24 protein-coding genes are annotated in these 23,823 nt (G+C 63.9%); 19 read left to right on the top strand and 5 right to left on the bottom strand.

All coding sequences use genetic code 11. The annotated features are described in order from the left end of the window. Nucleotides 1-9: 9 nt before the first annotated feature. The 6 genes from coxB to BGRAMDRAFT_RS07350 all read left to right on the top strand — a co-directional run bounded on the left by coxB (nt 10) and on the right by BGRAMDRAFT_RS07350 (nt 5,533). Nucleotides 10-1,668 carry a cytochrome c oxidase subunit II gene (coxB, locus tag BGRAMDRAFT_RS07375; protein WP_006048070.1) on the top strand — a complete coding sequence of 553 codons (1,659 nt, stop codon included), beginning with the start codon at nt 10-12 and terminating at the stop codon, nt 1,666-1,668. Nucleotides 1,669-1,711: 43 nt separating this feature from the next. Then, entirely contained in the window at nt 1,712-3,325 is a 1,614-nt protein-coding gene (ctaD, locus tag BGRAMDRAFT_RS07370; RefSeq protein ID WP_006048069.1) for a cytochrome c oxidase subunit I, read from the top strand. A 144-nt stretch (nt 3,326-3,469) separates the two neighbouring features. After that, the gene (locus BGRAMDRAFT_RS35275; RefSeq protein ID WP_006048068.1) at nt 3,470-3,604 is read left to right on the top strand and encodes a cytochrome oxidase small assembly protein; all 135 of its coding nucleotides are present in this window, start codon (nt 3,470-3,472) and stop codon (nt 3,602-3,604) included. A gap of 41 nt (nt 3,605-3,645) precedes the next feature. Next, nucleotides 3,646-4,260, top strand: coding sequence for a cytochrome c oxidase assembly protein (locus BGRAMDRAFT_RS07360; protein WP_006048067.1), 615 nt, complete (start codon nt 3,646-3,648; stop codon nt 4,258-4,260). A gap of 54 nt (nt 4,261-4,314) precedes the next feature. Then, a complete protein-coding gene (locus tag BGRAMDRAFT_RS07355; protein ID WP_006048066.1) occupies nt 4,315-4,524 on the top strand; it encodes a DUF2970 domain-containing protein in 210 nt (69 codons plus the stop codon). A 151-nt stretch (nt 4,525-4,675) separates the two neighbouring features. Beyond that, nucleotides 4,676-5,533, top strand: coding sequence for a cytochrome c oxidase subunit 3 (locus BGRAMDRAFT_RS07350; protein ID WP_006048065.1), 858 nt, complete (start codon nt 4,676-4,678; stop codon nt 5,531-5,533). Between the two features lie 190 nt (nt 5,534-5,723). Here the strand turns inward: BGRAMDRAFT_RS07350 and BGRAMDRAFT_RS07345 are convergent, their stop codons facing one another. Further along, complete coding sequence (locus BGRAMDRAFT_RS07345; RefSeq protein ID WP_006048064.1) at nt 5,724-5,933, bottom strand: twin transmembrane helix small protein; 210 nt, start codon at nt 5,931-5,933, stop codon at nt 5,724-5,726. Between the two features lie 111 nt (nt 5,934-6,044). Between BGRAMDRAFT_RS07345 and BGRAMDRAFT_RS07340 the strand changes: the two genes are divergently transcribed. From BGRAMDRAFT_RS07340 to BGRAMDRAFT_RS07320, 5 genes are all read left to right on the top strand, one after another. Continuing rightward, nucleotides 6,045-6,761, top strand: coding sequence for an SURF1 family protein (locus tag BGRAMDRAFT_RS07340; RefSeq protein WP_006048063.1), 717 nt, complete (start codon nt 6,045-6,047; stop codon nt 6,759-6,761). Nucleotides 6,762-6,830: 69 nt separating this feature from the next. Beyond that, a complete protein-coding gene (locus tag BGRAMDRAFT_RS07335; RefSeq protein ID WP_006048062.1) occupies nt 6,831-7,559 on the top strand; it encodes an SCO family protein in 729 nt (242 codons plus the stop codon). Between the two features lie 22 nt (nt 7,560-7,581). After that, complete coding sequence (locus BGRAMDRAFT_RS07330; protein ID WP_006048061.1) at nt 7,582-8,691, top strand: COX15/CtaA family protein; 1,110 nt, start codon at nt 7,582-7,584, stop codon at nt 8,689-8,691. Nucleotides 8,692-8,697: 6 nt separating this feature from the next. Continuing rightward, complete coding sequence (cyoE, locus tag BGRAMDRAFT_RS07325; protein WP_006048060.1) at nt 8,698-9,603, top strand: heme o synthase; 906 nt, start codon at nt 8,698-8,700, stop codon at nt 9,601-9,603. Between the two features lie 6 nt (nt 9,604-9,609). Further along, nucleotides 9,610-10,227 (top strand): SCO family protein, encoded by a 618-nt coding sequence (locus BGRAMDRAFT_RS07320; protein ID WP_006048059.1) that lies wholly within the window; start codon nt 9,610-9,612, stop codon nt 10,225-10,227. Nucleotides 10,228-10,281: 54 nt separating this feature from the next. Here the strand turns inward: BGRAMDRAFT_RS07320 and BGRAMDRAFT_RS07315 are convergent, their stop codons facing one another. Beyond that, entirely contained in the window at nt 10,282-10,572 is a 291-nt protein-coding gene (locus BGRAMDRAFT_RS07315; RefSeq protein WP_006048058.1) for a YciI family protein, read from the bottom strand. A gap of 286 nt (nt 10,573-10,858) precedes the next feature. Between BGRAMDRAFT_RS07315 and BGRAMDRAFT_RS07310 the strand changes: the two genes are divergently transcribed. Next, a complete protein-coding gene (locus BGRAMDRAFT_RS07310; RefSeq protein WP_006048057.1) occupies nt 10,859-11,671 on the top strand; it encodes a MetQ/NlpA family ABC transporter substrate-binding protein in 813 nt (270 codons plus the stop codon). A gap of 6 nt (nt 11,672-11,677) precedes the next feature. On the opposite strand, the gene BGRAMDRAFT_RS07305 is transcribed toward BGRAMDRAFT_RS07310, so the two are convergent. Then, on the bottom strand, nt 11,678-12,604 hold the full coding sequence (locus BGRAMDRAFT_RS07305; RefSeq protein ID WP_006048056.1) for a helix-turn-helix domain-containing GNAT family N-acetyltransferase: 927 nt from the start codon (nt 12,602-12,604) through the stop codon (nt 11,678-11,680). Nucleotides 12,605-12,969: 365 nt separating this feature from the next. Here BGRAMDRAFT_RS07305 and BGRAMDRAFT_RS07300 point away from each other — a divergent pair, with 365 nt between their 5' ends. The 5 genes from BGRAMDRAFT_RS07300 to nagE all read left to right on the top strand — a co-directional run bounded on the left by BGRAMDRAFT_RS07300 (nt 12,970) and on the right by nagE (nt 20,316). After that, nucleotides 12,970-13,704 carry a GntR family transcriptional regulator gene (locus BGRAMDRAFT_RS07300; protein ID WP_029969675.1) on the top strand — a complete coding sequence of 245 codons (735 nt, stop codon included), beginning with the start codon at nt 12,970-12,972 and terminating at the stop codon, nt 13,702-13,704. Nucleotides 13,705-13,760: 56 nt separating this feature from the next. Then, nucleotides 13,761-14,864 (top strand): N-acetylglucosamine-6-phosphate deacetylase, encoded by a 1,104-nt coding sequence (nagA, locus tag BGRAMDRAFT_RS07295; RefSeq protein WP_006048054.1) that lies wholly within the window; start codon nt 13,761-13,763, stop codon nt 14,862-14,864. Then, nucleotides 14,857-15,864, top strand: coding sequence for an SIS domain-containing protein (locus tag BGRAMDRAFT_RS07290; protein WP_044020526.1), 1,008 nt, complete (start codon nt 14,857-14,859; stop codon nt 15,862-15,864). The genes nagA and BGRAMDRAFT_RS07290 overlap by 8 nt, the downstream gene beginning before the upstream one ends. 38 nt (nt 15,865-15,902) lie before the next feature. Continuing rightward, entirely contained in the window at nt 15,903-18,467 is a 2,565-nt protein-coding gene (ptsP, locus tag BGRAMDRAFT_RS07285; RefSeq protein ID WP_006048052.1) for a phosphoenolpyruvate--protein phosphotransferase, read from the top strand. A 73-nt stretch (nt 18,468-18,540) separates the two neighbouring features. Next, nucleotides 18,541-20,316: an N-acetylglucosamine-specific PTS transporter subunit IIBC gene (gene nagE / locus BGRAMDRAFT_RS07280; RefSeq protein ID WP_006048051.1), complete on the top strand. Its 1,776-nt coding sequence runs from the start codon at nt 18,541-18,543 to the stop codon at nt 20,314-20,316. Nucleotides 20,317-20,443: 127 nt separating this feature from the next. Here the strand turns inward: nagE and rpoH are convergent, their stop codons facing one another. After that, nucleotides 20,444-21,379, bottom strand: coding sequence for an RNA polymerase sigma factor RpoH (gene rpoH / locus BGRAMDRAFT_RS07275; protein WP_006048050.1), 936 nt, complete (start codon nt 21,377-21,379; stop codon nt 20,444-20,446). Nucleotides 21,380-21,739: 360 nt separating this feature from the next. Between rpoH and BGRAMDRAFT_RS07270 the strand changes: the two genes are divergently transcribed. Together BGRAMDRAFT_RS07270 and BGRAMDRAFT_RS07265 are read left to right on the top strand one after the other, a co-directional pair. Continuing rightward, nucleotides 21,740-22,303 (top strand): acyloxyacyl hydrolase, encoded by a 564-nt coding sequence (locus BGRAMDRAFT_RS07270; RefSeq protein WP_006048049.1) that lies wholly within the window; start codon nt 21,740-21,742, stop codon nt 22,301-22,303. A 39-nt stretch (nt 22,304-22,342) separates the two neighbouring features. Further along, nucleotides 22,343-22,726, top strand: a complete 384-nt coding sequence (locus BGRAMDRAFT_RS07265; RefSeq protein ID WP_006048048.1) for a nuclear transport factor 2 family protein — start codon at nt 22,343-22,345, stop codon at nt 22,724-22,726. Between the two features lie 2 nt (nt 22,727-22,728). Here the strand turns inward: BGRAMDRAFT_RS07265 and ybiB are convergent, their stop codons facing one another. Then, nucleotides 22,729-23,700, bottom strand: a complete 972-nt coding sequence (ybiB, locus tag BGRAMDRAFT_RS07260) for a DNA-binding protein YbiB (RefSeq protein WP_006048047.1) — start codon at nt 23,698-23,700, stop codon at nt 22,729-22,731. Between the last annotated feature and the right edge of the window lie 123 nt (nt 23,701-23,823).

Below are 23,823 nucleotides of genomic sequence, written 5' to 3'. Positions count from 1 at the left end.
AAGGTTTGAATGGAAATTTTGGGTAAGGAAGCTATGAAAACAATCAAGCGAGCGCTCATGGGCGTGCTGGCGATGAGCGGACTGCTTTTCGCCGGTGCCGCCCTGGCAGTGGGCGATGTTCCGGGCGGCCCCGCCGTCAACGAGATCAATCTCCAGCCGCCTGCGACGAAAATCGCTGAGGAGCTCTACAGCCTCCACACGCTAATGCTGATTCTGTGCACGGTGATTTTCATCGGCGTGTTCGCTGTGATGTTCTATTCGATCTTCGCTCACCGCAAGTCGAAAGGACATAAGGCTTCGAATTTCCACGAAAGCACCACCGTCGAAATCATCTGGACGATCGTGCCGTTCATCATCGTCGTGTTGATGGCGCTGCCGGCCACCAAGACGGTGGTCGCGATGAAGGACACGACCAATGCCGACGTCACCATCAAGGTCACCGGCTACCAGTGGAAGTGGGGCTACGACTACGTGAAGGGTCCGGGCGAGGGCATCAGCTTCCTCTCCACGCTCGCCACGCCGCGTTCGGAAACCGACGGCCGTCAGCCGATTTCCACTACCTATCTGCAGGAAGTCGACAATCCGCTCGTCGTGCCGGTCGGCAAGAAAATTCGCATCATCACCACCGCGAACGACGTGGTCCACTCCTGGTACGTGCCGGCTTTCGGCGTGAAGCAGGACGCGATTCCGGGCTTCGTGCGCGACACGTGGTTCAAGGCCGAGAAGGTCGGCACGTTCCGCGGCTTCTGTACCGAACTGTGCGGCAAGGAACACGCGTTCATGCCGGTCGTCGTCGAAGTGCTCTCCACCGACGACTACGCGAAGTGGGTCGACGCGCAGAAGAAGAAAATGGCCGCGGGTCAGGACGATCCGAACAAGACGTACACCATGGCGGAACTGATGGAACGCGGCGGCAAGGTCTACGCGGCGAACTGCGCGGTCTGCCACCAGCCGACGGGCAAGGGCGCGGGCGCGTTTCCAGCGCTCGACGGCAGCAAGGTCGCCAACGGCGCGATCGCCGAGCATGTCAGCATCGTGCTGAAGGGCAAGAACGCCATGCCTTCGTGGGCGCCTACGCTGAACGACGTGGAGATCGCATCGGTTGTCACGTTCGAGCGTAACTCGTGGGGCAACCATACCGGCGACATTCTCCAGCCGAAGCAGGTCGCGGACGCCCGCAACGGCAAGCTGCCCGAAGGCGGCAACCATCTGGCCGACACGGGCGCGGCCGCAAGCGGCGCTGCTGCTTCGGGCGCCGCGGCTTCGGAAGCATCGGGTGCACAGGCAGCGGGTGCACAGGCAGCTTCAGCGGGTTCGGAAAGCGCGGGCGCATCGCAAGCTGCGCTGCCCGCCAGCGTCTACTTCGATACCGGCAAGAGCACGCTGCCGGCCGACGCGAAAGCGGCAGTCGAGGCAGCCTCGGCTTATGCCAAAGCGCATCCGGACGCGAAGTTCACGCTGTCGGGCTTCACCGACGCATCCGGTTCCGCCGACACCAACGCGAAGCTCGCGAAGAGCCGCGCCGAAGCCGTGCGCGACGCGTTGAAAGCAGCCGGCATCGCCGAAGACCATATCATTTTGAAAAAGCCGGAAACGATCACGGGCGGCGGCGACGCGAAAGAAGCCCGACGTGTTGAAATTAGTGCGGCTGCAAGTCCGGCTGCCTGACGTGTTCATGATCGCACCGCAGTATTCGCTTTAGGAGATTGTCATGTCTAGCATCGGACACGATGTAGTCGCGGGCCACGAGCACGTGCACGGCGACCATGCCCACGAAACGCCGCACGGCTGGCGTCGTTGGCTGTTCGCAACCAACCACAAGGACATCGGTACGCTGTACCTGATCTTCTCGTTCACCATGTTCCTCTCCGGGGGCGTGATGGCGCTGATGATCCGTGCCGAACTGTTCGAGCCGGGTCTGCAGATCATGCGTCCCGAGTTCTTCAACCAGTTGACCACCATGCACGGCCTGATCATGGTGTTCGGCGCGATCATGCCGGCCTTCGTCGGCTTCGCGAACTGGATGGTGCCGCTGCAGATCGGCGCATCGGACATGGCTTTCGCCCGCATGAACAACTTCAGCTTCTGGCTTCTGCCGGTGGCGGCTGTTCTGCTGGTCGGTTCGTTCTTCTCGCCGGGCGGCGCGACCGCCGCGGGCTGGACGCTGTACGCGCCGCTCTCCACGCAGATGGGCCCGGGCATGGATTTCGCGATTTTCGCGGTCCACCTGATGGGTGCTTCGTCGATCATGGGCGGGATCAACATCGTCGTGACGATCCTGAACATGCGCGCACCGGGCCTCACGCTGATGAAGATGCCGATGTTCGTCTGGACCTGGCTGATCACCGCGTATCTGCTGATCGCCGTGATGCCGGTTCTGGCAGGCGCGATCACGATGGTGCTGTTCGACCGCCACTTCGGCACGTCGTTCTTCAATGCGGCAGGCGGCGGCGACCCGGTCATGTACCAGCACATCTTCTGGTTCTTCGGGCACCCCGAGGTGTACATCATGATCTTGCCGGCGTTCGGGATCGTGTCGCAGGTGATTCCGGCGTTCTCGCGCAAGCCGCTGTTCGGCTATAGCTCGATGGTGTACGCAACGTCGTCGATCGCGATTCTGTCGTTCATGGTCTGGGCGCACCACATGTTCGCAACCGGCATGCCGGTTACGGGTCAGCTCTTCTTCATGTACGCGACGATGCTGATCGCGGTGCCGACCGGCGTGAAGGTGTTCAACTGGGTCGCGACGATGTGGCGTGGTTCGCTGTCGTTCGAAACGCCCATGCTGTTCGCAGTCGGCTTCCTGCTGGTGTTCACGTTCGGCGGTCTGTCGGGCCTGATGCTGGCAATGGCGCCGCTCGACATCCAGTACCACGGCACTTACTTCGTGGTGGCGCACTTCCACTACGTGCTGGTGGCGGGTTCGCTGTTCGCGCTGTTCTCGGGCTGGTACTACTGGGCGCCGAAGTGGACCGGCTGGATGTACAACGAGACGCGCGGCAAGATCCACTTCTGGGCGTCGATGTTCTTCTTCAACCTCGCGTTCCTGCCGATGCACTTCGTGGGTCTCGCCGGCATGCCGCGTCGTTATGCCGACTACCCGGCGCAGTTCACCGACTGGAACCAGGTCATCTCGATCGGCGCATTCGGCTTTGGTCTCGCACAGGTCTACTTTCTGTTCGCGGTCGCGCTGCCCGCGTATCGCGGCGGCGGCGAGCACGAAAAAGCGGCCGACAAGCCGTGGGACGGCGCAACGGGCCTCGAATGGACTGTGCCGAGCCCGGCTCCGTTCCACACGTTCGAACACCCGCCGACCGTCGAATAACCGGCGTTGGGCGAGACGGCCGGTTGCGGCGGCGGCATGATGGTTGTGCCGTCATCGGAACCGGGCAGCCGCCGAAGCGGCAACCGCAGTGATCGCGGTGACCGCGGTGACAAAAGCAGCAGCAAGGTATTCAGAAACTCGAGCATGACGCGCAATCCACAGGAAAGACGTACCCCGGAGCAGATTCGCGCGAGCAACAGGCGGTTAGGTCTCGTGCTGCTTGCCATCGCAGCGGTTTTTTTCACTGCCGTCATCATCAATCAGGGCTGGTTTTCCTGACCAGGCGGTAACTCTGGTTTGCAGGTTTGTTAAGGATTGAGATGTCGACGCAGCCGCCGGCTCAGGCCGATCGCTCTTTTAACCGTTCGATGCTGATCAAGCTGTTCGTCGTCGCGTTGATGATGTTCGGCTTTGGTTTTGCGCTGGTGCCCATGTACCGCGCGATCTGCCAGATCACCGGGATCAACAACCTGGTGCAGCGCGACGCGACGGTGCGCGAGGCGAAGAACACGCAAGTCGACATGAGCCGCACGATTTCGATCGAACTGGATGCGAACGCGCGCGGCCCGCTCGGTTTCAAGCCGGAGCAGCGCAGCCTGGACGTGCATCCGGGCGAAGTGACCACGGTGATGTACGAGGTGAGCAACGAACAGGCGCGCTCGATCCAGGCGCAAGCCATTCCGAGCTACGCGCCGAAGCAGGCGACCGAGTACTTCAAGAAGATAGAGTGTTTTTGCTTTACGCAGCAAACGTTGAAGGCGAACGAAACGAAGCGGATGCCGGTGGTGTTCGTCGTCGATCCGAAGCTGCCGAAGGATGTGAAAACGATCACGTTGTCGTACACGTTTTTCGAGTTGAACACGCCGGCAACGGCGAAGGTTGGAAGCGCGGCGCTTCCGGCTGAGACGGGGGCCACGGCCGCCAATCCCGCCTGATGGTAAGGGCCGAAACCCAGGCCAAGGCGCAGGCCCAGGCGAAGGAAGACAGCAATGAGCGATAACAGCGGCGGCCCGCGCAAGAGCAGCTTTGGCCAGTCGATGCGGGCGGTGTTCTGGTCGTTTTTCGGCGTGCGCAAGCGGCGCGATCTTGAAAGCGACGCGACGCAACTGAACCCGCTGCATGTGATTATCGCGGCGCTGATCAGCACGGCTATTTTCATCGGCGCGCTGATTCTGGTGGTTCGCGCGGTGGTCGGCTGAGACGGTCAAGACGGCTCGCGCAGCGTGACGATGCAGGAAGGACCGGGCGCGGCAGCGCCCACGAATTAGAGTGAAGCGGTGCGGTAGCCACGCGCCGTCGAAGATACAGCCGGAGCTTCCGGAACAACTGGACTGAAGTGGAGAATCAAGAATGAGCGGTCAAAACGAGAGCCCGTACTATTTCGTACCGCATCCGTCGCGGCATCCGATCACCGCCGCCGTCGGCTTGCTGATCATGCTCGGATCGCTGGCGGCCTGGATCAACGAACATGAACTGGCGCCGATCGGAGTTGTCGTCGGTCTGCTGTGGCTGCTCTTTACGTTGTGGCACTGGTTCGGCGACGCGATTGCCGAGTCCGAAGGCGGCATGTACGGCAAGAACGTCGACAAGTCGTATCGCTGGAGCATGAGCTGGTTCATCTTCTCCGAAGTCATGTTCTTCGGCGCTTTCTTCGGCGCGCTGTTCTACGCACGCGCCATCGCGCTGCATGAACTGTCGAGCCTCGACTACAAGCTGATCTGGCCGGACTTCTCGGCGGTGTGGCCGAACAACGGTCCTGCGGCGCTCGTGTCGACCTTCAAGTCGATGACGCCGTGGCCGGTGCCGACTATCAATACCGCGCTGTTGCTGTCGTCGGGCGCGACGCTGACGGTCTCGCACCACGCGCTGCGCGAAGATCATCGCAAGAAGGCGATCATCTGGCTTGCGGCCACGCTCGTGCTCGGCGTCTGCTTCCTGTTCCTGCAGGGCTTCGAATATTTCCACGCGTACAACGAACTGAACCTGACGCTGGCTTCGGGCGTGTATGGCTCGACGTTCTTCCTGCTGACCGGCTTCCACGGTTTCCACGTGTTCCTCGGCGGCACGATGCTGGCGGTCGTGCTGGCGCGCATGATCCGCGGCCACTTCACGGCGGAGCACCACTTCGCGTTCGAAGGCGCGGCCTGGTACTGGCACTTCGTGGACGTGGTCTGGCTCGGACTGTACGTTGTCGTGTACTGGCTGTAAGGCTGAACTGTCCGCGCGGGCCGGCGCTTGCCGGAACTGCGCGGGCTGTTGCCCAACGTGTTTTTCGGCGGGCGCTCAGGCTGTACGCAATCAGCAGTACGCAGAAGCAGGCATACCGGTTTGATGCAGCGCCGCCCTCGACCCTGTCAGGGCGGCGTTTTGTTTAGAGCGGTAAAAGCTCTTGCCGGATTCAGCGCCCGTACGGAATGCCCGTCGAGTGAATCCAGCCCATCCAGTAAGCAAACAGGATGAAGAGGAACAGCGAGATCGATAGTCCGACTCGCGTGGCGAGCGACCAGACCATCCGCTTGGTTTTGCCCTTGTCATGCATCATGAAGTACAGCGCCGACACCATGCTGGCGATGATCAGTGCGAAGGCAATGGGAACGAGAATGTGCATGGAATCTGCTGAAACGGAAAAGCGCAAAGGCGAGACGTTTATTATCTCACCGCGCGTCGGCGTTTGCCCTGCGTTCCCCGCGGCGCTCAATGCAGGCAGGGAGTATCGTCGATGAAATTCCGGCTCGTGCCCGCGTTATTGATCCTGCTGGTGGTCGCGGTCACTATGCGGCTCGGCTTCTGGCAGCGTGACCGCGCGCATCAGAAAGAAGCGCTCGAGGCGCGCATCACGCAGTTCGAAAACGCGCCCGCTCAACCCGTGACCCGCGCGCCGGTGGCATTGAAGGACATCGAATTTCATCGCGTGAAGGCGCGCGGCACGTTTGTCGCGGACAAGGTCGTGTACCTGGACAATCGTCCGTATAACGATCAGCCGGGCTTTTACGTCGTGATGCCTTTTAAACTCGCGGACGGCGGTTATGTGCTGATCAATCGCGGATGGTTGCCGCGCAATATGAGCAATCGCGAGACGATCGCGCCGTACGTCACGCCGCAGGGTGAGATCGAGATCGAAGGCATAGCGCGCGCTGATGCGTCGCGTGCTTACGAACTCGGGCAGGGCGGTTCGGCCGCGCATCAGCCGATTCGCCAGAACCTGGATATCGCCGCATACGCCGCTGAAACCGGACTGCCTTTGCAGCCGTTCGTGATCCAGCAATTGAGCGACGACGGCGACAAGCTCGTGCGCGACTGGCCGGCTCCGACCAGCGGCGTGGAGCGCAATTACGGCTACATGTTCCAGTGGTGGGGCATGGCGGCGGCGGCGGTGGCCTTCGGCCTTTACGCCGCGCGCCGCGCCGCCAGAAAAGAGCACGCGCCCGGCGTGTGACGCAGCGTGTTTCGTGTCGTTCCATGTGAGTTCGACGCGAGCCGCACAATCATTGAAAGAGGTCACGTAGTGTCGACGCAATCCCCCCGTTCGCCCGAGACCGGCAAATCCGGCGGCAAATCCGACGGACAGTCCAACGCGAAACCTGGCAACGCGAGCCCCGCCGCCGCCCAACGCGCTGCAGCGAAACCAATGCCCGGCCAACCGAACGGCCGCGGCTCGTGGCAGCGCGGCCGCTGGATGCTGCTGCTGCTGGCCATCGTCTGCGGTGCGCCGATCGCCATCTCGTACTTCATGTACTACGTCGTCAAGCCGACGGGCGGTTCGACGAGCTACGGCACGCTGGTCGAACCGCAACGGCCGATTCCCGAGTCGCTCGTCGTGACCGGCGAAGACGGCAAGCCGCTCAAGCTCGCCACGCTGCGCGGCCACTGGCTGCTGGTATCCGTCGACAACAGCGCCTGCGACAAAGCCTGCGTCACGAAGCTGTACTTCATGCGGCAAATCCGCGCGGCACAGGGCCCGGAACGCGAGCGTGTAGTAGAAGTGTGGCTGCGCACGGATGCAGGCAACGTCGCTGACGTGATACAAAAAGCGTATCCCGACACCAACATGCTGATTGCCGATCCGGCGCAAGTGTCGGCATGGCTGCCCGTCGACAAGGGCACTCGAGTGACCGACCACCTCTATATGGTCGATCCGAACGGCAATCTGATGATGCGTTTCCCGAAAGATCCCGACCCGAGCAAGATCAAGGGCGACCTGACCAAGCTGCTCAAGTGGTCCCGCATCGGCTGATGCCGCAACCAGGGTAATCAAGATGTTCGTATTGCAATTGGGCCTGATCGGTTTGTGTATCGCGTTGTTGCCGCTGTCCTACGTGTGGGTCAAAGCCGACGACAACAAATTCCGCAAGCTCGTCTGGCTCACCACGTTCCTCACGCTCGACCTCGTGATGTTCGGCGGCTTCACGCGTCTCACCGATTCCGGGCTCGGCTGTCCGGACTGGCCGGGCTGCTACGGCACGTCGTCGCCGTTTATCGCGCACGCGGCCATCACGGCCGCGCATCAGGCGATGCCGACCGGCCCCGTCAGCATGACGAAGGCCTGGATCGAGATGATCCATCGTTACTTTGCAATGGCCATCGGCGTGCTGATCGTCGCGCAGACGGTCATCGCGTGGGTCGCGCGCATCAAGCGCCGTCCGCTGCATGTGTCGCCGTGGTGGCCGACGTCGCTGCTGCTGCTGATCCTCGTGCAAGGCGCGTTCGGCGCGTGGACGGTTACGCTGAAACTGCAGCCGGTCATCGTGACGACGCATCTGCTGCTCGGCCTCGCGTTGCTCGGCATGCTCGGCTGGCTCGCCGCGCGCCAAACGCCGCTGCCCGCCTACGAGCCCGAAGCCGCGCGCTGGCGCACGGCGGCGCTAGCGGGTCTCGCGTTGCTGATCGCGCAGATCGCGTTGGGCGGCTGGGTCAGCACGAACTATGCGGTGCTCGCCTGCACCGATTTCCCGACCTGCAACGGCCAATGGCTTCCGCCGATGGACTTCGCTCACGGCTTCCATCTGTGGCGTGCGCTCGGCATGACGGGCGACGGCGACATGATCACGCAGGAGGCGCTCGTGGCAATCCATTGGACGCATCGCACGTTTGCGTTCGTGGTGATTGCCTACCTCGTGTGGTTTGCGCTCAAGCTGCGCCGCTTCGAGTCGCTGCGGCGTCCGGCGAACGGCGTATTGCTGGTGGTGTTGATCCAGTTCATCACGGGATTGTCGAACATCGTCCTACAATGGCCTCTGCCTATCGCGGTAGCTCATAACGGCGGCGCGGCGGTCCTGCTGCTCCTGCTCGTTATGCTAAACTTTCGAATCGCTTATAGCCGTCCCGGCCGTGCCGTATTGCCCGCGCACGATGCCGCGCCAGCGTGACTCCACATGGACAGCACAACACTTCCCCAAACGCCCGGCAGCAGGATGTCGCAGTACATCGCGCTCACCAAGCCGCGCGTCACGCAACTCGCGGTGTTCTGCGCCGTCATCGGCATGTTTCTGTCGACGCCGGGCATGGTGCCGTGGCCCGTCCTGATCGGCGGCACGGTCGGCATCTGGCTGCTGGCCGGCGCGGCGTTCGCGATCAATTGCCTCGTCGAACAGAAGATCGACGCGAAGATGCGGCGCACGTCGTGGCGTCCGTCGGCGCGCGGCGAAATCACCACCTCGCAGATCCTGCTGTTCTCGGCCGTGCTCGGCGGCCTCGGCATGTGGACGCTCTACACGTTCGCCAATCCGCTCACCATGTGGCTCACGGTTGCCACGTTCGTCGGCTATGCGGTCATCTATACGCTGCTGCTGAAGCCGGCCACGCCGCAGAACATCGTGATCGGCGGCGCGTCGGGCGCCATGCCGCCCGCGCTCGGCTGGGCTGCGGTCACCGGCCATGTACCGGGCGACGCGTGGATTCTCGTGCTGATCATTTTCGTGTGGACGCCGCCGCACTTCTGGGCGCTCGCGCTGTATCGCCGCAAAGATTACGAAAATGCCGGCCTGCCGATGCTGCCGAACACTCACGGCGAGAAGTACACGCGGCTGCACATTCTGCTTTACACGGTGATCCTGTTCGCCGTCACGATGATGCCGTTCATCTCCGGCATGAGCGGCGTGGTGTACCTTGCCGCGGCCGTGCTGCTCGGCGCGCTGTTTCTCGCCTACGCGTGGAAGATCTATCTCGAGTATTCGGACGATCTGGCGCGCCGAACCTTCCGTTATTCGATCGTCTATCTGTCGCTGCTGTTCGCCGCGCTGCTGGTCGACCACTATGTGCGCGTCCTGATCGGCGTGTAATAACCCATGCTCAATATCCGCTTCGCGCGCGCCGCGCGTGCTGCTGTGATCGCCTGCGCGCTCGGCGGCGCGTTGTTTGTCGCGGGCTGCGGCAAAGAGCAGCCGGCATTCCAGAATCTCGACATTACGGGCAATACGCAATTCGGCAGCAACTTCTCGCTGCCCGACACGTCCGGCAAGATTCGCACGATGGCGGATTACAAGGGCAAGGTGGTCGTGCTGTTCTTCGGCTATACGCATTGCCCGGACGTTTGCCCGACCACGATGGCCGAACTCTCGCAAGCGCTGCAGCAACTCGGTCCCGACGATGCCAAGCGTGTGCAAGTGCTGTTCGTCACCGTCGATCCCGAGCGCGACACTGCCGCGTTGCTCGGGCAATACGTGCCGGCGTTCAATCCGAGCTTCGTCGGTCTGCGTCCCGCCGACGACGCACAGGTCAAGAAGGTGACCAAAGACTTCCGCATCTACTACGCGAAGGTGCCGGGCAAGACGCCAGACAGCTACACGATGGACCATACCGCGGCGAGCTATGTGTTCGACACCGACGGCAAGCTGCGCCTTTTCGCACGCGACGGCCAGGGCGCCGCGCCCTGGGTGCACGACATCAAGCTGCTGCTGGATTGATGCAGCGAAACCCGCGTCGAAACCACGTAGCGACCACACCAACCCGCGACAACCTCAAGCCGGCATCGGCAGATTCAATCCCGGCGCGAGCCGCGTGGTCTTGAACTCCGTCACCTCATAACGCGCGAGCATTTGCACGGCGAACGGATCGGTCGCAAGGATCGCATCCAGCTTCTCGCGCTCGATACGTACCGCCAGAATGATCCCGCCGTCGCGCGGCACTTTCGGCCCCGCAGCCACGAATACGCCTGCTTCGAATTGCTCCGCGAGAAAGGCGCGATGCGCTTCGAGCGCGTCGTCGATCCGTTCGAGCGAAGCGGTGTAGATCAGGTTGATGACATACATGGATAGGCGTCCTCACACGCAAATGAACATGCCGCGCACACTCGCGGCAACGTTCCAGATTATCCGTCACGGCGTGACCTTTCGCCGCGAACCGTGAACCGCGGGCCGCGCGCTGCATACTCATATGCGATTGCGGTATTTCCCATCTTGCAGCGCATATGAGACGATTTACGGTCCAGCCGGCGACGCCCTTCATTGCGCGGTGACGCGCGTGTCGTCAGCGTCTGTCTTCGGCTATCACCCGAGTCCCTTGCAAATGGATTCGACCAGAAACAGAGAGAATGACATGCAGCGCAGAATTATCATCAAAGCCCTCTCCGCAGTAGTCGCCGGCGCGGCGATCGTCGCCAGCTTCGGCGCGCACGCCGACGACAAAGCCATCAAGGTCGGCACGATCAGCGGCCCCGATGCGCAGATCTGGGAAGTCGTCACCAAGGTCGCCAAGCGTGAAGGGCTGAACGTGAAGGTAGTCGAATTCAACGACTACGTGCAGCCGAACGCCGCGCTCGACGCCGGCGATCTCGACGCCAACAGCTTCCAGCATCAGCCGTATCTCGACAGCCAGATCAAGCAGCGCGGCTACAAGATCGTCAGCGCGGGTCTCACGTATATCTCGCCGCTCGGCATCTATTCGAAGAAGCTGAAGTCGGTGAAGGACTTGCAGCAAGGCGCGAAGGTCGCGGTGCCGAACGACCCGTCGAACGAGAACCGCGCGCTGCTGCTTTTGCAAGCGCAAGGCGTGATCAAGCTGAAGGCCGGCGCGGGCACGAACGGCAACAACGCGACGGCGCTCGACGTCGCGGAGAATCCGAAGAAGATCAAGCTGGTCGAACTGGATGCCGCGCAATTGCCGCGGTCGCTCGCCGATGTCGACGCGGCCGCGATCAACACCAACTTCGCGCTGGCCGCGGGCCTGCAGCCGACCAAGGACGCGATCGCGCTCGAGGACGTTCACAGCCCGTACGCGAACCTGATCGCCGTGCGCACGCAGGACAAGGACAAGCCGTGGGTGAAGAAGCTGGTTGCCGCGTATCAGTCGGAAGACGTGCGCCAGTTCATCAAGACGCAGTTCAAGGGCTCGGTGGTGCCGTCGTTCTGACGCGGCCTATAACCCGAGCTCCCAGCGCTCGACGATCAGGTCCTTGCCGAAACGGCGCTCCGGCGCCGCGCTGACCAGTTCGAAACCGGCGCGCTTGCACAGGCGCCGCGGTTCCTCCAAAGCGCTGGCCGTGGTCAGCGTCAATCTCGTATAGCCGGCGCGCCGCGCGAAGCGCGTCGCTTCGGCGATCAACCGCGTGCCGATGCCGAGGCGCTGCAAATCCGGTTCGACCCACAAGAGCCGCAGGCCCGCTACCGTCGTCGACACCGCGACGACGCACACCGCACCCGCCACCATGCCGTGCTGATCGGCGACGATGCACCGTTCGCGAACCGTATCGTTGCGCTGCGTGTAGTCGGCGACCACGCGCGCGAGCAGTCCCTCGAACGATTCGTCCCAACCGTATTGCGCCGCGAACCACTGCGCCTGCCGATGCACGAGCCACCCGCATTCGCCGGGGCGCGGCGCGCGCAGTTCCGCCGTGTCCGGCCGAGGCTTGTCGCCAAGCAGCCTTTCGACGATGTTCATCGCGGCAATCAACTGCTCCTGCGAGCCCGCGGTGAGCCGGCCCAGCAGGTCGAGCACTTCCTGGCTCGCGGCAGCGTCGAGCGGCGCGTAGGCAGCGTGGCCGTTATCCGTCAACGCGATCAGCGACTGACGCGCGTCGGTCTCGGACGGCCGTCGCGTGATGAGATTGCGTCGTTCGAAATTGGTCAGCAGACGGCTCAGATAACCGCTGTCCAGTCCAAGCGCGCGGCCAAGCACCGACGCGGTTTGCTCGCGTCCGCGCGACAGCTCGTGCAGGACGCGCACCTCGGTCAGCGAGAAAGTGCTGTGAGCCAGATGCTCGTGCAGAGCGCCGATAAGCCGCGTGTAAAAGCGATTGAAGCGGCGGACTGCCTGAGCCCGCCGCAGCGCCTCGGAATCGGTCAAATGCTGATCTCCGGATTTTTATGCGTTCGCTATCACTATATTGGAACGCGCCCTCATTAACAAAGCCGCGTGTCCGGCAGGCGGGAATCGACTGGTATCAAGGCGGTATGAAGCTGCGGCGCGCGTGCCCGCGCAATTGGTCTGCAACAGGTCACTTGCGCGTCCCAAACGACTCGAATACGGGTAAATCCTGGGGCGTAGAAAGGGGCCGCGAGCGCGCGTTGACCGCCGCCAAACGCTTATGCGGCAAGGCTTTGCGGCAGAACATACCGGCCTATAACCAGTTCGTTGACTGGTATTATGTTGGTTATATAATGGGCTCTCATTTTTGCAGGCCGAACCTAGTCGAAGGCCGCCGGAGCGCCATGGAAACTCGCTGGTCCGCACTCATGCCTGACGCTCGCAACGTCACGCCGCTGTACTTGCAGCTCGCGCGCAATCTGGCGACGGCGATTCACTGCGGCGTGTGGTCCGCGGGCGAGGCGCTGCCTTCGGAGCGCACGCTGTCGGACGCAATCGGCGTGTCGCGCATCACCGCGCGCAAGGCGATCGAGCTGCTGGTCGAGCAAGGTCTGATCCGGCGGGCGCGTGGTGCGGGCAGCTTCATCACGCCACGTGTCGAAGACCCGCTGTCCAGGCTCACCGGTTTCACGAAGAAGATGCAGCAGCGCGGCTTTCGTCCCGACTCCGTGTGGCTCGAGCGCGACATTCGCGCCGCCAATCGCGAGGAGCTGGTGCACCTGGGCTTGTCGCCGGGCGCCGCGGTCGCCAGCCTGCGTCGCTTGCGCCGCGCCGATGGCATCGTGATGGCGGTCGAACATTCGGCGCTGCCCGTTGCAATCGTTCCCGATCCGCTCGCCATCGGCGTCTCGCTTTATAGCTATCTCGAGCAACGCGGCGCGGCAGTCGTGCGCGCGTTGCAGCACTTTCGCGCGGTCAACGCTTCGAGCGAGATCGCTTCACTCATGGACATCGAACCGCGCTCGGCGCTGCTGGTCATTACCCGTATCGGTTACAGCGCCGACCAGCGCGCAATCGAATTGACCGACACCTATTGCCGCGACGACTACTACGACTTCGTCGCTGAACTGCGGACCTAAGCGGCGCCGCCGACCAGTTCAGCCATGCCCCGTATCACGCCTTGCAAGAGAGACTCATGCTGACCGGAAACATACTCACCACCGAAGGGTGGATTCACGGCACGCTCGAATTCGAAAACGGCCGCATCACCGCGCTCACCGGCGAGCGCGTCGATCCGGCGACGAACGATGCGCCGTACATCCTGCCTGGCTTCATCGACCTGCATGTGCACGGCGGCGGCGGAGCGGACGTGATGGAAGCCGGCGACGCGATCCAGACCATCACCCGCACGCATGCGCGCTACGGCACGACGAGCCTGCTCGCCACCACGATGACCGCGCCGCGCGACGAGCTGATGAGCGTGGTCGCCGGTCTCGGCGACGTCGCGCGGGTGCGCACGCCGGGCTGCGCGCGCGTGCTCGGCGTGCATCTGGAAGGGCCGTACATCAACCCCGGCAAGCTCGGCGCGCAGCCCGACGCGGCCGTCTCCGCCGTGATGGACGAGGTGCTGAAGTACCTGTCCATTGCGCCGATCCGCGTGGTGACGCTCGCGCCGGAGATTGCCGGGCACATGGACATCATCTCGGCGATGGCGGCGCGCGGCGTGCGCGTGCAGCTCGGCCATTCGCTCGGCACTTACGACGACGCCGTCGCCGCGCTGAAGCACGGCGCGTGCGGCTTCACGCATCTGTTCAACGCGATGTCGCCGCTGCATCACCGCAATCCAGGCCTCGTCGGCGCCGCCCTCGCGCACGCCGAATTTGCCGAAATCATTCCCGACCTGCTGCACGTCCATCCGGGCGCGATCCGCGCCGCGTTGCGCGCGATCCCGCGCCTCTACGTGGTCACGGACAGCACGTCGGCGACCGGCATGCCCGACGGCGAATATCGCCTCGGCAGCCAACACGTGACGAAGTGTCTCGGCGGCGTGCGTCTCGCCGACGGTACGCTTGCCGGCAGCACCCTGACGATGGATCAGGCGCTGCGCAATCTGGTGTCGATCGGTCTGCCGATCGCCGATGTATCAAACCGTTTGTCGCGCTACGCCGCCGACTATCTCGGCATCGAAGACCGTGGCCGTATCGCGCGCGGCGCGTGGGCCGACGTCGTCGTGTTCGATCGTGAACTGGCGTTGAGCGCGACTTACGTCGAAGGAGAAGCAATTGTCGAATATGCTTAAAGAGGCGCTGGCGTCCGCTGAAACGGTCGCCGCGCAACTCACGGACACCTCGCGCGTCGAGGCGCTAGCCGCGCGGCTCGCAGAAAAGCCGCGCCATGTCGCGCTCACGGTCGCGCGCGGCAGTTCGGATCACGCGGCGAGTTACTTCGCATCGCTAACCATGAGCCGCCTTGGCGTGCCGGTTGCCTCGCTGCCGATGTCGGTCGCGACGCTGCAGCAGGCGCCGCTTCAGGTGCGCGATCAACTCGCGCTCGCGTTTTCGCAATCGGGCAAGAGTCCCGATCTCGTCGGCACGATGCAGGCGCTGCGCGCGGCCGGCGCGTTGACCGTTGCCGCCGTGAACGCGCCCAGCTCGCCGCTCGCTGATGCCTGCGAATGGCATCTGCCGCTCGTCGCCGGTCCCGAGTTGAGCGTCGCGGCGACCAAAAGCTATATCGCGATGCTGTCGATCTCCGCGCAACTGGTCGCGCACTGGCAGAACGACGCGGCGCTGCTCGGCGCGCTGAACACGCTGCCCGACGCGTTGCAAGACGCGGGCAAGCTCGACTGGTCGAAGGCAGTCGACGAACTGCGCGGCATCGAACGCATGATCGTGATCGGCCGTGGTCTGGGTCTCGCGATCGCGCAGGAAGCCGCGTTGAAGCTGAAGGAAACCTCCGGCATTCAGGCCGAAGCGTTCTCGAGCGCGGAAGTGCGTCACGGTCCGATGGAACTGATCGACCGCGACTATCCGCTCCTCGTATTCGCGCCGCGCGGACCGGAGCAGGCAGGCCTGCTGCAACTCGCGCGCGATATGCAGGCGCGCGGCGCACGGGTGCTGCTGGCCGCGCCGTCCGACGTGCCCGAAGCCACGCTGCCGCTCGCCACTACCGCTCACGCGGCGCTCGATCCGATCGCCGCAATCCTGTCCTTTTACGTGATGGCAGCGGGCCTTGCGGCCGCGCGCGGGCGCAATCCCGATGCGCCGCGCCATCTCAACAAAGTCACCGAAACTCACTGACGAGAAATCAGATGCGACGTGTCGAGGAGTCCCGTTTAATGAGCCATTCTGAAGGCCATATTGTTTTGCTCGCGCCGATGACCGGTCCGGTCGTGCCGCTCGCGAACGTGCCCGATCCGGTCTTTTCGGGCGGCATGTTCGGCGACGGCATTGGCGTCGATCCGCTCGAGGGCCGGCTCGTCGCACCGTGCGACGCAACCGTCACGCATCTCGCGCGCACCGGTCACGCGGTGACGTTGGCGACCGCGGAAGGCGCCGAGATTCTGCTGCATATCGGCATCGACACCGTCGAACTGAACGGCAAGGGCTTTGCGCCGATGGTCGAGCAAGGCGCCAAGGTGCGTGCCGGCGATGTGCTGATCGAGTTCGATCAGGATCAGGTGGCGCTACGTGCGCCGAGCCTCGTTTCGGTGATCGCGATCGCCAATTCCGATGCGTTCGAAATTGTCGAGCGCGCGCAGGGCGGCATGCTGAAGGCGGGCGAAACGCCGCTGTTGCTGCTGCGCGCCCGCGACGGCGCGGCGGCTGCGGCGTCGCGTCAGTTGAGCGCGACCGGCGTGACCGAGGAAGCGCGTGCGCAGATCACGCTGGTCCACGCGGGCGGCCTGCATGCACGGCCGGCGGCGCGCGCCCGCGAAGCGGCGCGTGCGTTCGATGCGCGCGTCGAAGTGCGTTATGAAGGACGCAAGGCGGCGATCGAAAGCGTGGTTGGTCTGCTTGGGCTCGGCGCGGGCCAGGGCGCGACCGTCGAACTGCTCGGCGTCGGCCTGGAAGCCAAAGCCGCAGTCGACGCAATCGCTCACGAACTGACGCGCGAGGCCCACGGCGAAGTGGAAGAGAAGCCGGCGCGGCAAAGTTCGCCGGCGCCGCAAACGGCGGCGCCCGTCGCCGGCGAAGCGCTCGCGCCGAATACGCTCGCGGGCGTGTGCGCGTCGCCGGGCGTTGCTGTCGGCAAGCTGGTGCGCTGGGACGACGCGGACCTCGATCCGCCGGAACAGGCGAGCGGCACGTCCGCTGCGGAAAGCCGCCTGCTCGACAAGGCGATCGCGACCGTCGACGCCGATCTCGGCACGACAGTGCGCGACGCGTCGCAACGCGGCGCGGTCGGCGAGGCGGGCATTTTCGCGGTGCATCGCGTGCTGCTCGAAGATCCGACGCTGCTCGACGCCGCGCGCGATCTGATCAGCCTCGGCAAGAGCGCGGGCTTCGCGTGGCGCGAAGCAATTCGGGCACAGATAGGCATCCTGAACAATGTCGAAGACGCGTTGCTCGCCGAACGCGCTGCCGATCTGCGCGACATCGAAAAGCGCGTGCTGCGCGCGCTCGGTTATACGAACGCGGCCGCGCGCACGTTGCCGGATGAAGCCGTGCTCGCCGCCGACGAATTCACGCCGTCCGATCTGTCGTCTCTCGACCGCTCGCGTGTCACGGCGCTCGTGATGGCGCGCGGCGGCGCAACTTCGCACGCGGCCATTCTCGCGCGCCAGGCGGGCATTCCGGCGATGGTCGCCGTCGGCGACGCGCTGCATGCGATTCCTGAGGGCGCGCAGGTCGTGGTGAACGCGACGAACGGCCGTCTCGAGTTTGCGCCGACTGAGCTCGATGTCGAGCGCGCGCGCCTTGAGCGCAGTCGCCTCGCGGGTGTGCGCGAAGCGAACCGCCGCATGTCGCAGCAAGCGGCAGTGACCGCGGATGGCCGCGCGATCGAAGTGGCCGCGAACATCGCCACGCTCGACGACGCAAAGACGGCTGTGGAAAACGGTGCCGACTCCGTTGGCCTGTTGCGCACCGAGCTGCTGTTCATTCACCGCGCCGCCGCGCCGACCACGGACGAGCATCGGCAGAGTTATCAGGGCATTGCCGACGCACTCGGCGGGCGAACCGCGATCATCCGCACGCTCGACGTGGGCGCCGACAAGGAAGTGGATTACCTCACGCTGCCGCCGGAGCCGAACCCGGCGCTCGGCTTGCGCGGCATTCGCCTCGCGCAGGTGCGCCCCGACCTGCTCGACGATCAGTTGCGCGGCCTGCTCGCGGTCAAGCCGTTCGGCGCCGTGCGCATTCTTCTGCCGATGGTGACCGACGTCGGCGAACTGATCCGCATCCGCAAACGTATCGACGAATTCGCTCGCGAGCTTGGCCGCACCGAGCCGATCGAAGTGGGCGTGATGGTCGAAGTGCCGTCGGCGGCGCTGCTCGCCGATCAGCTCGCGCAACACGCGGACTTCCTGTCGATCGGCACCAACGACCTCACGCAATACACGCTCGCGATGGATCGCTGTCAGGCCGATCTGGCCGCGCAGGCCGACGGTCTGCATCCGGCTGTGCTGCGTCTGATCGCGGCCACGGTGCAGGGCGCGAACAAGCATGGCAAATGGGTCGGCGTGTGCGGCGCGCTTGCGGGCGATCCGCTTGCGATGCCGCTGCTTGTCGGCCTCGGCGTGACCGAGCTTTCGGTGGACCCGGTGTCGGTGCCGGGCATCAAGGCGCGCGTGCGCAACCTCGATTATCAACTGTGCCGCCAGCGCGCCCAGGATGCACTGGCGCTCGAATCGGCGCAGGCGGTAAGAGCAGTCAGCCGCGAAACCTGGCCGTTGGACTGAACTCCGCACGGCTTGCATCGCTACATAACTCAACGACGTCCGTCGACAACGAGACAAGGATTGGAGGTAATCAATGGATGGGAATCCGTTTCTGAAGATACAGCGCCTGGGACGCGCGCTGATGCTGCCTATCGCGGTGCTGCCGGTTGCCGGCCTGCTGCTGCGCCTCGGCCAGCCCGATGTGTTCAACATCAAGATGATCGCCGACGCCGGCGGCGCGATCTTCGATAACCTGCCGCTGCTGTTTGCGATCGGCGTGGCCGTTGGCTTTGCGAAGGACAACAACGGCGTCGCGGGTCTCGCGGGCGCGATCGGTTACCTGATCGAAGTCGCGGTGATGAAGGACATCAACGACAAGCTCAACATGGGCGTGCTGTCGGGGATCGTGGCGGGCGTCGTCGCCGGTTTGCTGTACAACCGGTACAAGGACATCAAGCTGCCGGATTACCTCGCGTTCTTCGGAGGGAAACGCTTCGTGCCGATTGTCACGGGCGTGGTCTGTCTCGCGCTCGGCATTGTGTTCGGCTACGTGTGGCAGCCGGTGCAGGGCGTGATCGATACGGCCGGCCATTGGCTGACCACGGCGGGCGCGCTCGGCGCATTCGTGTTCGGCGTGCTGAACCGGCTGCTGCTCGTGACGGGTTTGCATCATATTCTGAATTCGCTGACGTGGTTCGTGTTCGGCAGCTTCACGCCGCCGGGCGGCGCGGCGGTGACGGGCGACCTGCATCGCTTCTTCGCGGGCGACCCGACTGCCGGAACGTTCATGACGGGCTTCTTCCCGGTGATGATGTTCGGCCTGCCGGCCGCGTGTCTCGCGATGTTCCATGAAGCACCGAAGGAACGCCGCGCAGTCGTGGGCGGCTTGCTGTTCTCGATGGCGCTGACGTCGTTCCTCACGGGCGTGACCGAGCCGATCGAATTCAGCTTCATGTTCCTCGCGCCGGTGCTGTACGTGATCCACGCGTTGCTGACGGGTCTCGCGCTCGCGATCTGCTCGGCGCTCGGCATTCACCTCGGCTTCACGTTCTCCGCGGGCGCCATCGACTACGTGCTGAACTACGGCCTGTCCACCAAGGGCTGGCTGGCGATTCCGGTCGGTATCGCGTATTCGGTGGTGTACTACGGGCTGTTCCGCTTCTTCATCCGCAAGTTCAACATGGCGACGCCGGGCCGCGAACCGGCCGCGGCCGACGAGCAGGTCGAATCGTTCACGGCTGGCGGCTTCGTTTCGCCGGCTGCCGGCGCGGCCGTGCCGCGTGCGCAGCGCTATATCGCGGCGTTGGGCGGTGCGGCGAATCTGTCGGTGGTGGATGCGTGCACGACGCGTCTGCGTCTGTCCGTCGCCGATTCGAACAAGGTCTCCGAGAGCGAACTGAAGACGATCGGCGCGCGCGGCGTGCTCAAGCGCGGCGCGACGAACGTGCAGGTAATCATCGGACCGGAAGCGGACATCATCGCCGATGAAATTCGTACGGTGATCGGGCAGGGCGGCGGTGACGCGGTTGCGGCAAAGCCGGCTGCTGTGGTGGCTCCTGCTGCTTCGGCTCCCGCGGCCGTTGCAAGTGGCGCGGCGAACGGTCCGCTCGATCCCGATCCGTTGCGCTGGCTTGCGGTGTTTGGCGGCGCGGGCAATGTGGTGTCGCTCGATGCCGTCGCGGCGACGCGTCTGCGTATCGTCGTGCGCGATCCGTCGGCGGTGGATCGTCAGCGTCTCGCCACGCTCGATACCGCGTGGGTGTCGGCGGACACGTTCCATATCGTCGTCGGCGATGCTGCGCGGCGTTACGCCGAAACGCTGGCAACCCGCATGCCGGCGAGCGGCGGCGCGGCGCCTCTGCCTGCGTGATTGGATGAAGGCGGCAGCCAGGCTGCCGCCGCTCTCTTCGCGCTGAGAGATCACAGCGCGTATAAAAAAACCCTGCCGTCGTGAGACGGCAGGGTTTTTCACTTACAGCGTTTATTCGAAACGAACGTTACGCGTACTCGGTCAGCGCGCCGCGCATCTTCTTCATCGCGCTGGCTTCGATCTGGCGAATACGTTCCGCCGACACGCCGAACTCGTCGGCCAGTTCGTGCAGCGTCGAGCCGCCCGAACCATCGTCCTGCACCTTCAGCCAGCGGGCTTCGATGATGCGGCGGCTGCGGGCATCGAGTGCCTCCAGTGCCGTCGCGATACCGTCGCTCTGCAGCTTGTCGCGCTGACGCGAGGCCAGCACGGCGGTCGGCTCGCTGTGCGAGTCGGCGAGATACGCAATGGGCGCGTACGACTCTTCGCCGTCTTCAACCTGGCCTTCCAGCGCGATGTCGCCGCCCGACAGGCGCGTTTCCATTTCGGCTACTTCTTCGCGCTTGACGTTCAGTTCCTTGGCGAGACCTTCGATCTCGTCCGGCGTGAACGAGCCCAGGCCCTGCTTGTGGCTGCGCAGATTGAAGAACAGCTTGCGCTGCGCCTTGGTCGTGGCGACCTTCACCATGCGCCAGTTGCGCAGAATGTATTCGTGGATCTCGGCCTTGATCCAGTGCATCGCGTACGACACCAGGCGCACGTTCTGCTCGGGATCGAAGCGCTTCACGGCCTTCATCAGGCCGATGTTGCCTTCCTGGATCAGGTCGGCGTGCGGCAGCCCGTAGCCGAGATAGTTGCGCGCGATCGAAACGACCAGCCGCAGGTGCGACAGCACGAGCCGGCGCGCGGCCTCGAGGTTGTCGTGCTCGCGGAATTCTGTGGCGAACTGGCGTTCTTCTGCTGGCGTCAGCATCGGAATCCGATTTACGGCCTGGATGTAGGCGTCGATGTTGCCCAGTTGACCGGGCAGCAGGGAGGAATGCGAGAGCGCCAGCGCACCTGCCGGAGCGGCCTTAGCCGACGACGGGCTCAGAGTACTCGGAAGGGTCAATGCATGGCTCACGTGGAAAACTCCTTTGGAATCAGGCAAAAGCTTGTTCAGGTAACGACTCCAGCGTTGGATGTTAGCACTCTCGTTTTCCGAGTGCTAATACTTAGAGGCCGTAGGGGCTTCCAAGTTCCGTAAATTCCTATCGACATCAAAGCTTCAATAGCCATGATACGCCCCTTCAAAGCGGAATGCAGAGGCGTATTAATTACCTGACAAAGCGCCTTCATTTATCACTTTCGACCGATTTTTTCACTTTTTAACGTCAGTAATTGCGAAAATTTAAGTTTCTTAAGATGATCCGCCGACTTCGGATTCTCTTTAGAATAAGCAAGACTGTTACAGATCGTTCAACCTGTTGAGCTCGGGTGTCAGATGAACAACAAAAAGAATGTCGTGCGTGGACTGGCTCTAAAAAGCGTCTGCGCGGCCCTGCTGTTTGGCCTTTCAGGCGTCGCCGCGGCGGATCAGTTCGGAATCCAGGTCGCCGGCGGCCTCGGCGATCACCATGTCAAGAAGCTGGATCTCGGCTTTGTGTGGGACCCGAATCTCACGTGGTGGCAGATCGGCGACTGGCATTTCGCGCTGATCGGCGAGGCGCACGTGGCCTGGTGGCATACGAACGAAGGCAATGTGCACGAGAACATCGGCGAAATCGGTGTGACGCCTATCATTCGCTTCATCAAAGGATCGGGAACGATCCGGCCTTTCGTCGAGGCCGGCGCGGGCGTGCGGCTTCTGTCGAGCCCGAGAATCTCTTCGACCTTCACGCTTTCCACCGCGTTCCAGTTCGCCGATATGGCGGGCGTCGGCGTGCAATTCGGCGGCCGTCAGCAGTACCAGGCCGGCTACCGCTTCCAGCATGTGTCGAACGGCGGTATCAAAGAGCCGAATCCTGGTATAAATTTCCACCAGCTATATCTGCAATATAACTTCTGACCGTGGCCGCTACGGCTCACCGGTACAAGGGGCTGAGCAATGGCGGCAAAGACAATCGAGGCGATTCGCGGGCTGGAGCGGGAACGCTTTCGCGCAATGGTCGACGGCGACGGGCAGTCGCTCGACGCGCTGCTCGCCGACAACCTGAGCTACGTCCACACGAACGGCAAGCGCGAAACGAAGCAGCAGTTCATCGACGGCATTACGGGCGGGCGCCGCCGCTACCGGCAGATCGAAGTGCAGACGCAGGACGTGCTGCCGGTCGGGCGGGAAACCTGCGTCGTGACGGGCCGCGCGCTGATCGAGATGGAAGCCAATAACGGCGCGCTGCTTTTCCCCATTGCCTACACGGCGATCCATACGCAGGAAGAGGGCCAGTGGCGCCTCATTGCGTGGCAGGCAACGCGCTGCGCAATCGAGTGAGCTTACGACGGCGTTCTGGCGACATCCACGATCAGTTCGACTTGCCGCTCGATCGCGCCGGGCACCGGCGCCTCGCCGCGCAGCACGGCGCTGATCCACGCTGCGGTCGTCGCGGCGTCGCGCGCTTCGGGTAATTCGACCTCCGGCGCGTCGCGCGACGAGCGCTCGTGCGGCACGCGCGTCTCGCAGATGCCGTCGTGCAGCCAGTCGATCTGCACCTGACGCCGCGTGTCGGCCACTGCTTCGCCTTCGGTGCCGCGCGCGAGCAGCGCGCCGCCCTGCGCCGCCTCGGGATGCGCGCTGAAGAGTTCCGTCAGGCTGTCCCGATACGGCGGATGCGTGTAGTTCACGAGCCGCAGTCCGGCGGGCGCGAACGGCTGCAGAATTTTCACCAGCGTGTGCGTCGAGTTGCGCACGCCCATGCGCCGACGCAGCGCGAGCAGACGCGCGAGCTTCGGCGCGAGAACATCGATGGACGCAAAGGCCACGCGCCGCTCGGCGAGGCCGTCTTCGATATCGTCGTGCGAGCTTGCGTGCGGAATCCGCAGATGCGTGAAGATTTCGGCGCTCGTCACGCGGCCGGGATCGTCGGTGACGCCGTGCACGAGAACCGGCACGCCCTCGCGCGCGAGCAGCAGTGCGAGGAGCGGCACGAGATTCGGCTGCTTGCGCGCGCCGTTGTAGCTCGGGATCGACACCGGGCTGAACTCGCCCGGCGGCAGATGAACCGGCTCGAACGACGCATGAGCGCCGGCGAGCATCGCGGCGAGTTCGTCGGCGGTTTCGCCTTTCACGCGGTAGGCGAGCAGGATCGCGCCGAGTTCGAGTTCGCCGACGCGGCCGTCGAGCATGGCCGTGTAGAGCGCGCGGGTGTCGTCGGCGGTGAGCGCGCGGGCGCCGTTCGGCCCGCGGCCGATCTCCTTGATGAAGCGGGCGCACGGGAACGGGTTGGCGGTGTCGGCGGAGTCTGTCATGAGGGCAATGGACTTGCTGGCGCGCCGACTTTGAGCCGGCCGCCACGGTATTCAAGGGACGTTGTCTGGTGTGAGTATCGCATCTATGGCGCTGCGGCGAGATCCCGGCAACGGCGTGGCGCT

It is taken from the genome of Paraburkholderia graminis C4D1M (assembly GCF_000172415.1).
Taxonomy (GTDB): Bacteria; Pseudomonadota; Gammaproteobacteria; order Burkholderiales; family Burkholderiaceae; genus Paraburkholderia; species Paraburkholderia graminis.
The sequence above is the reverse complement of the archived record's forward strand: the minus strand, read 5'-3'. Positions and strand labels throughout refer to the sequence as shown.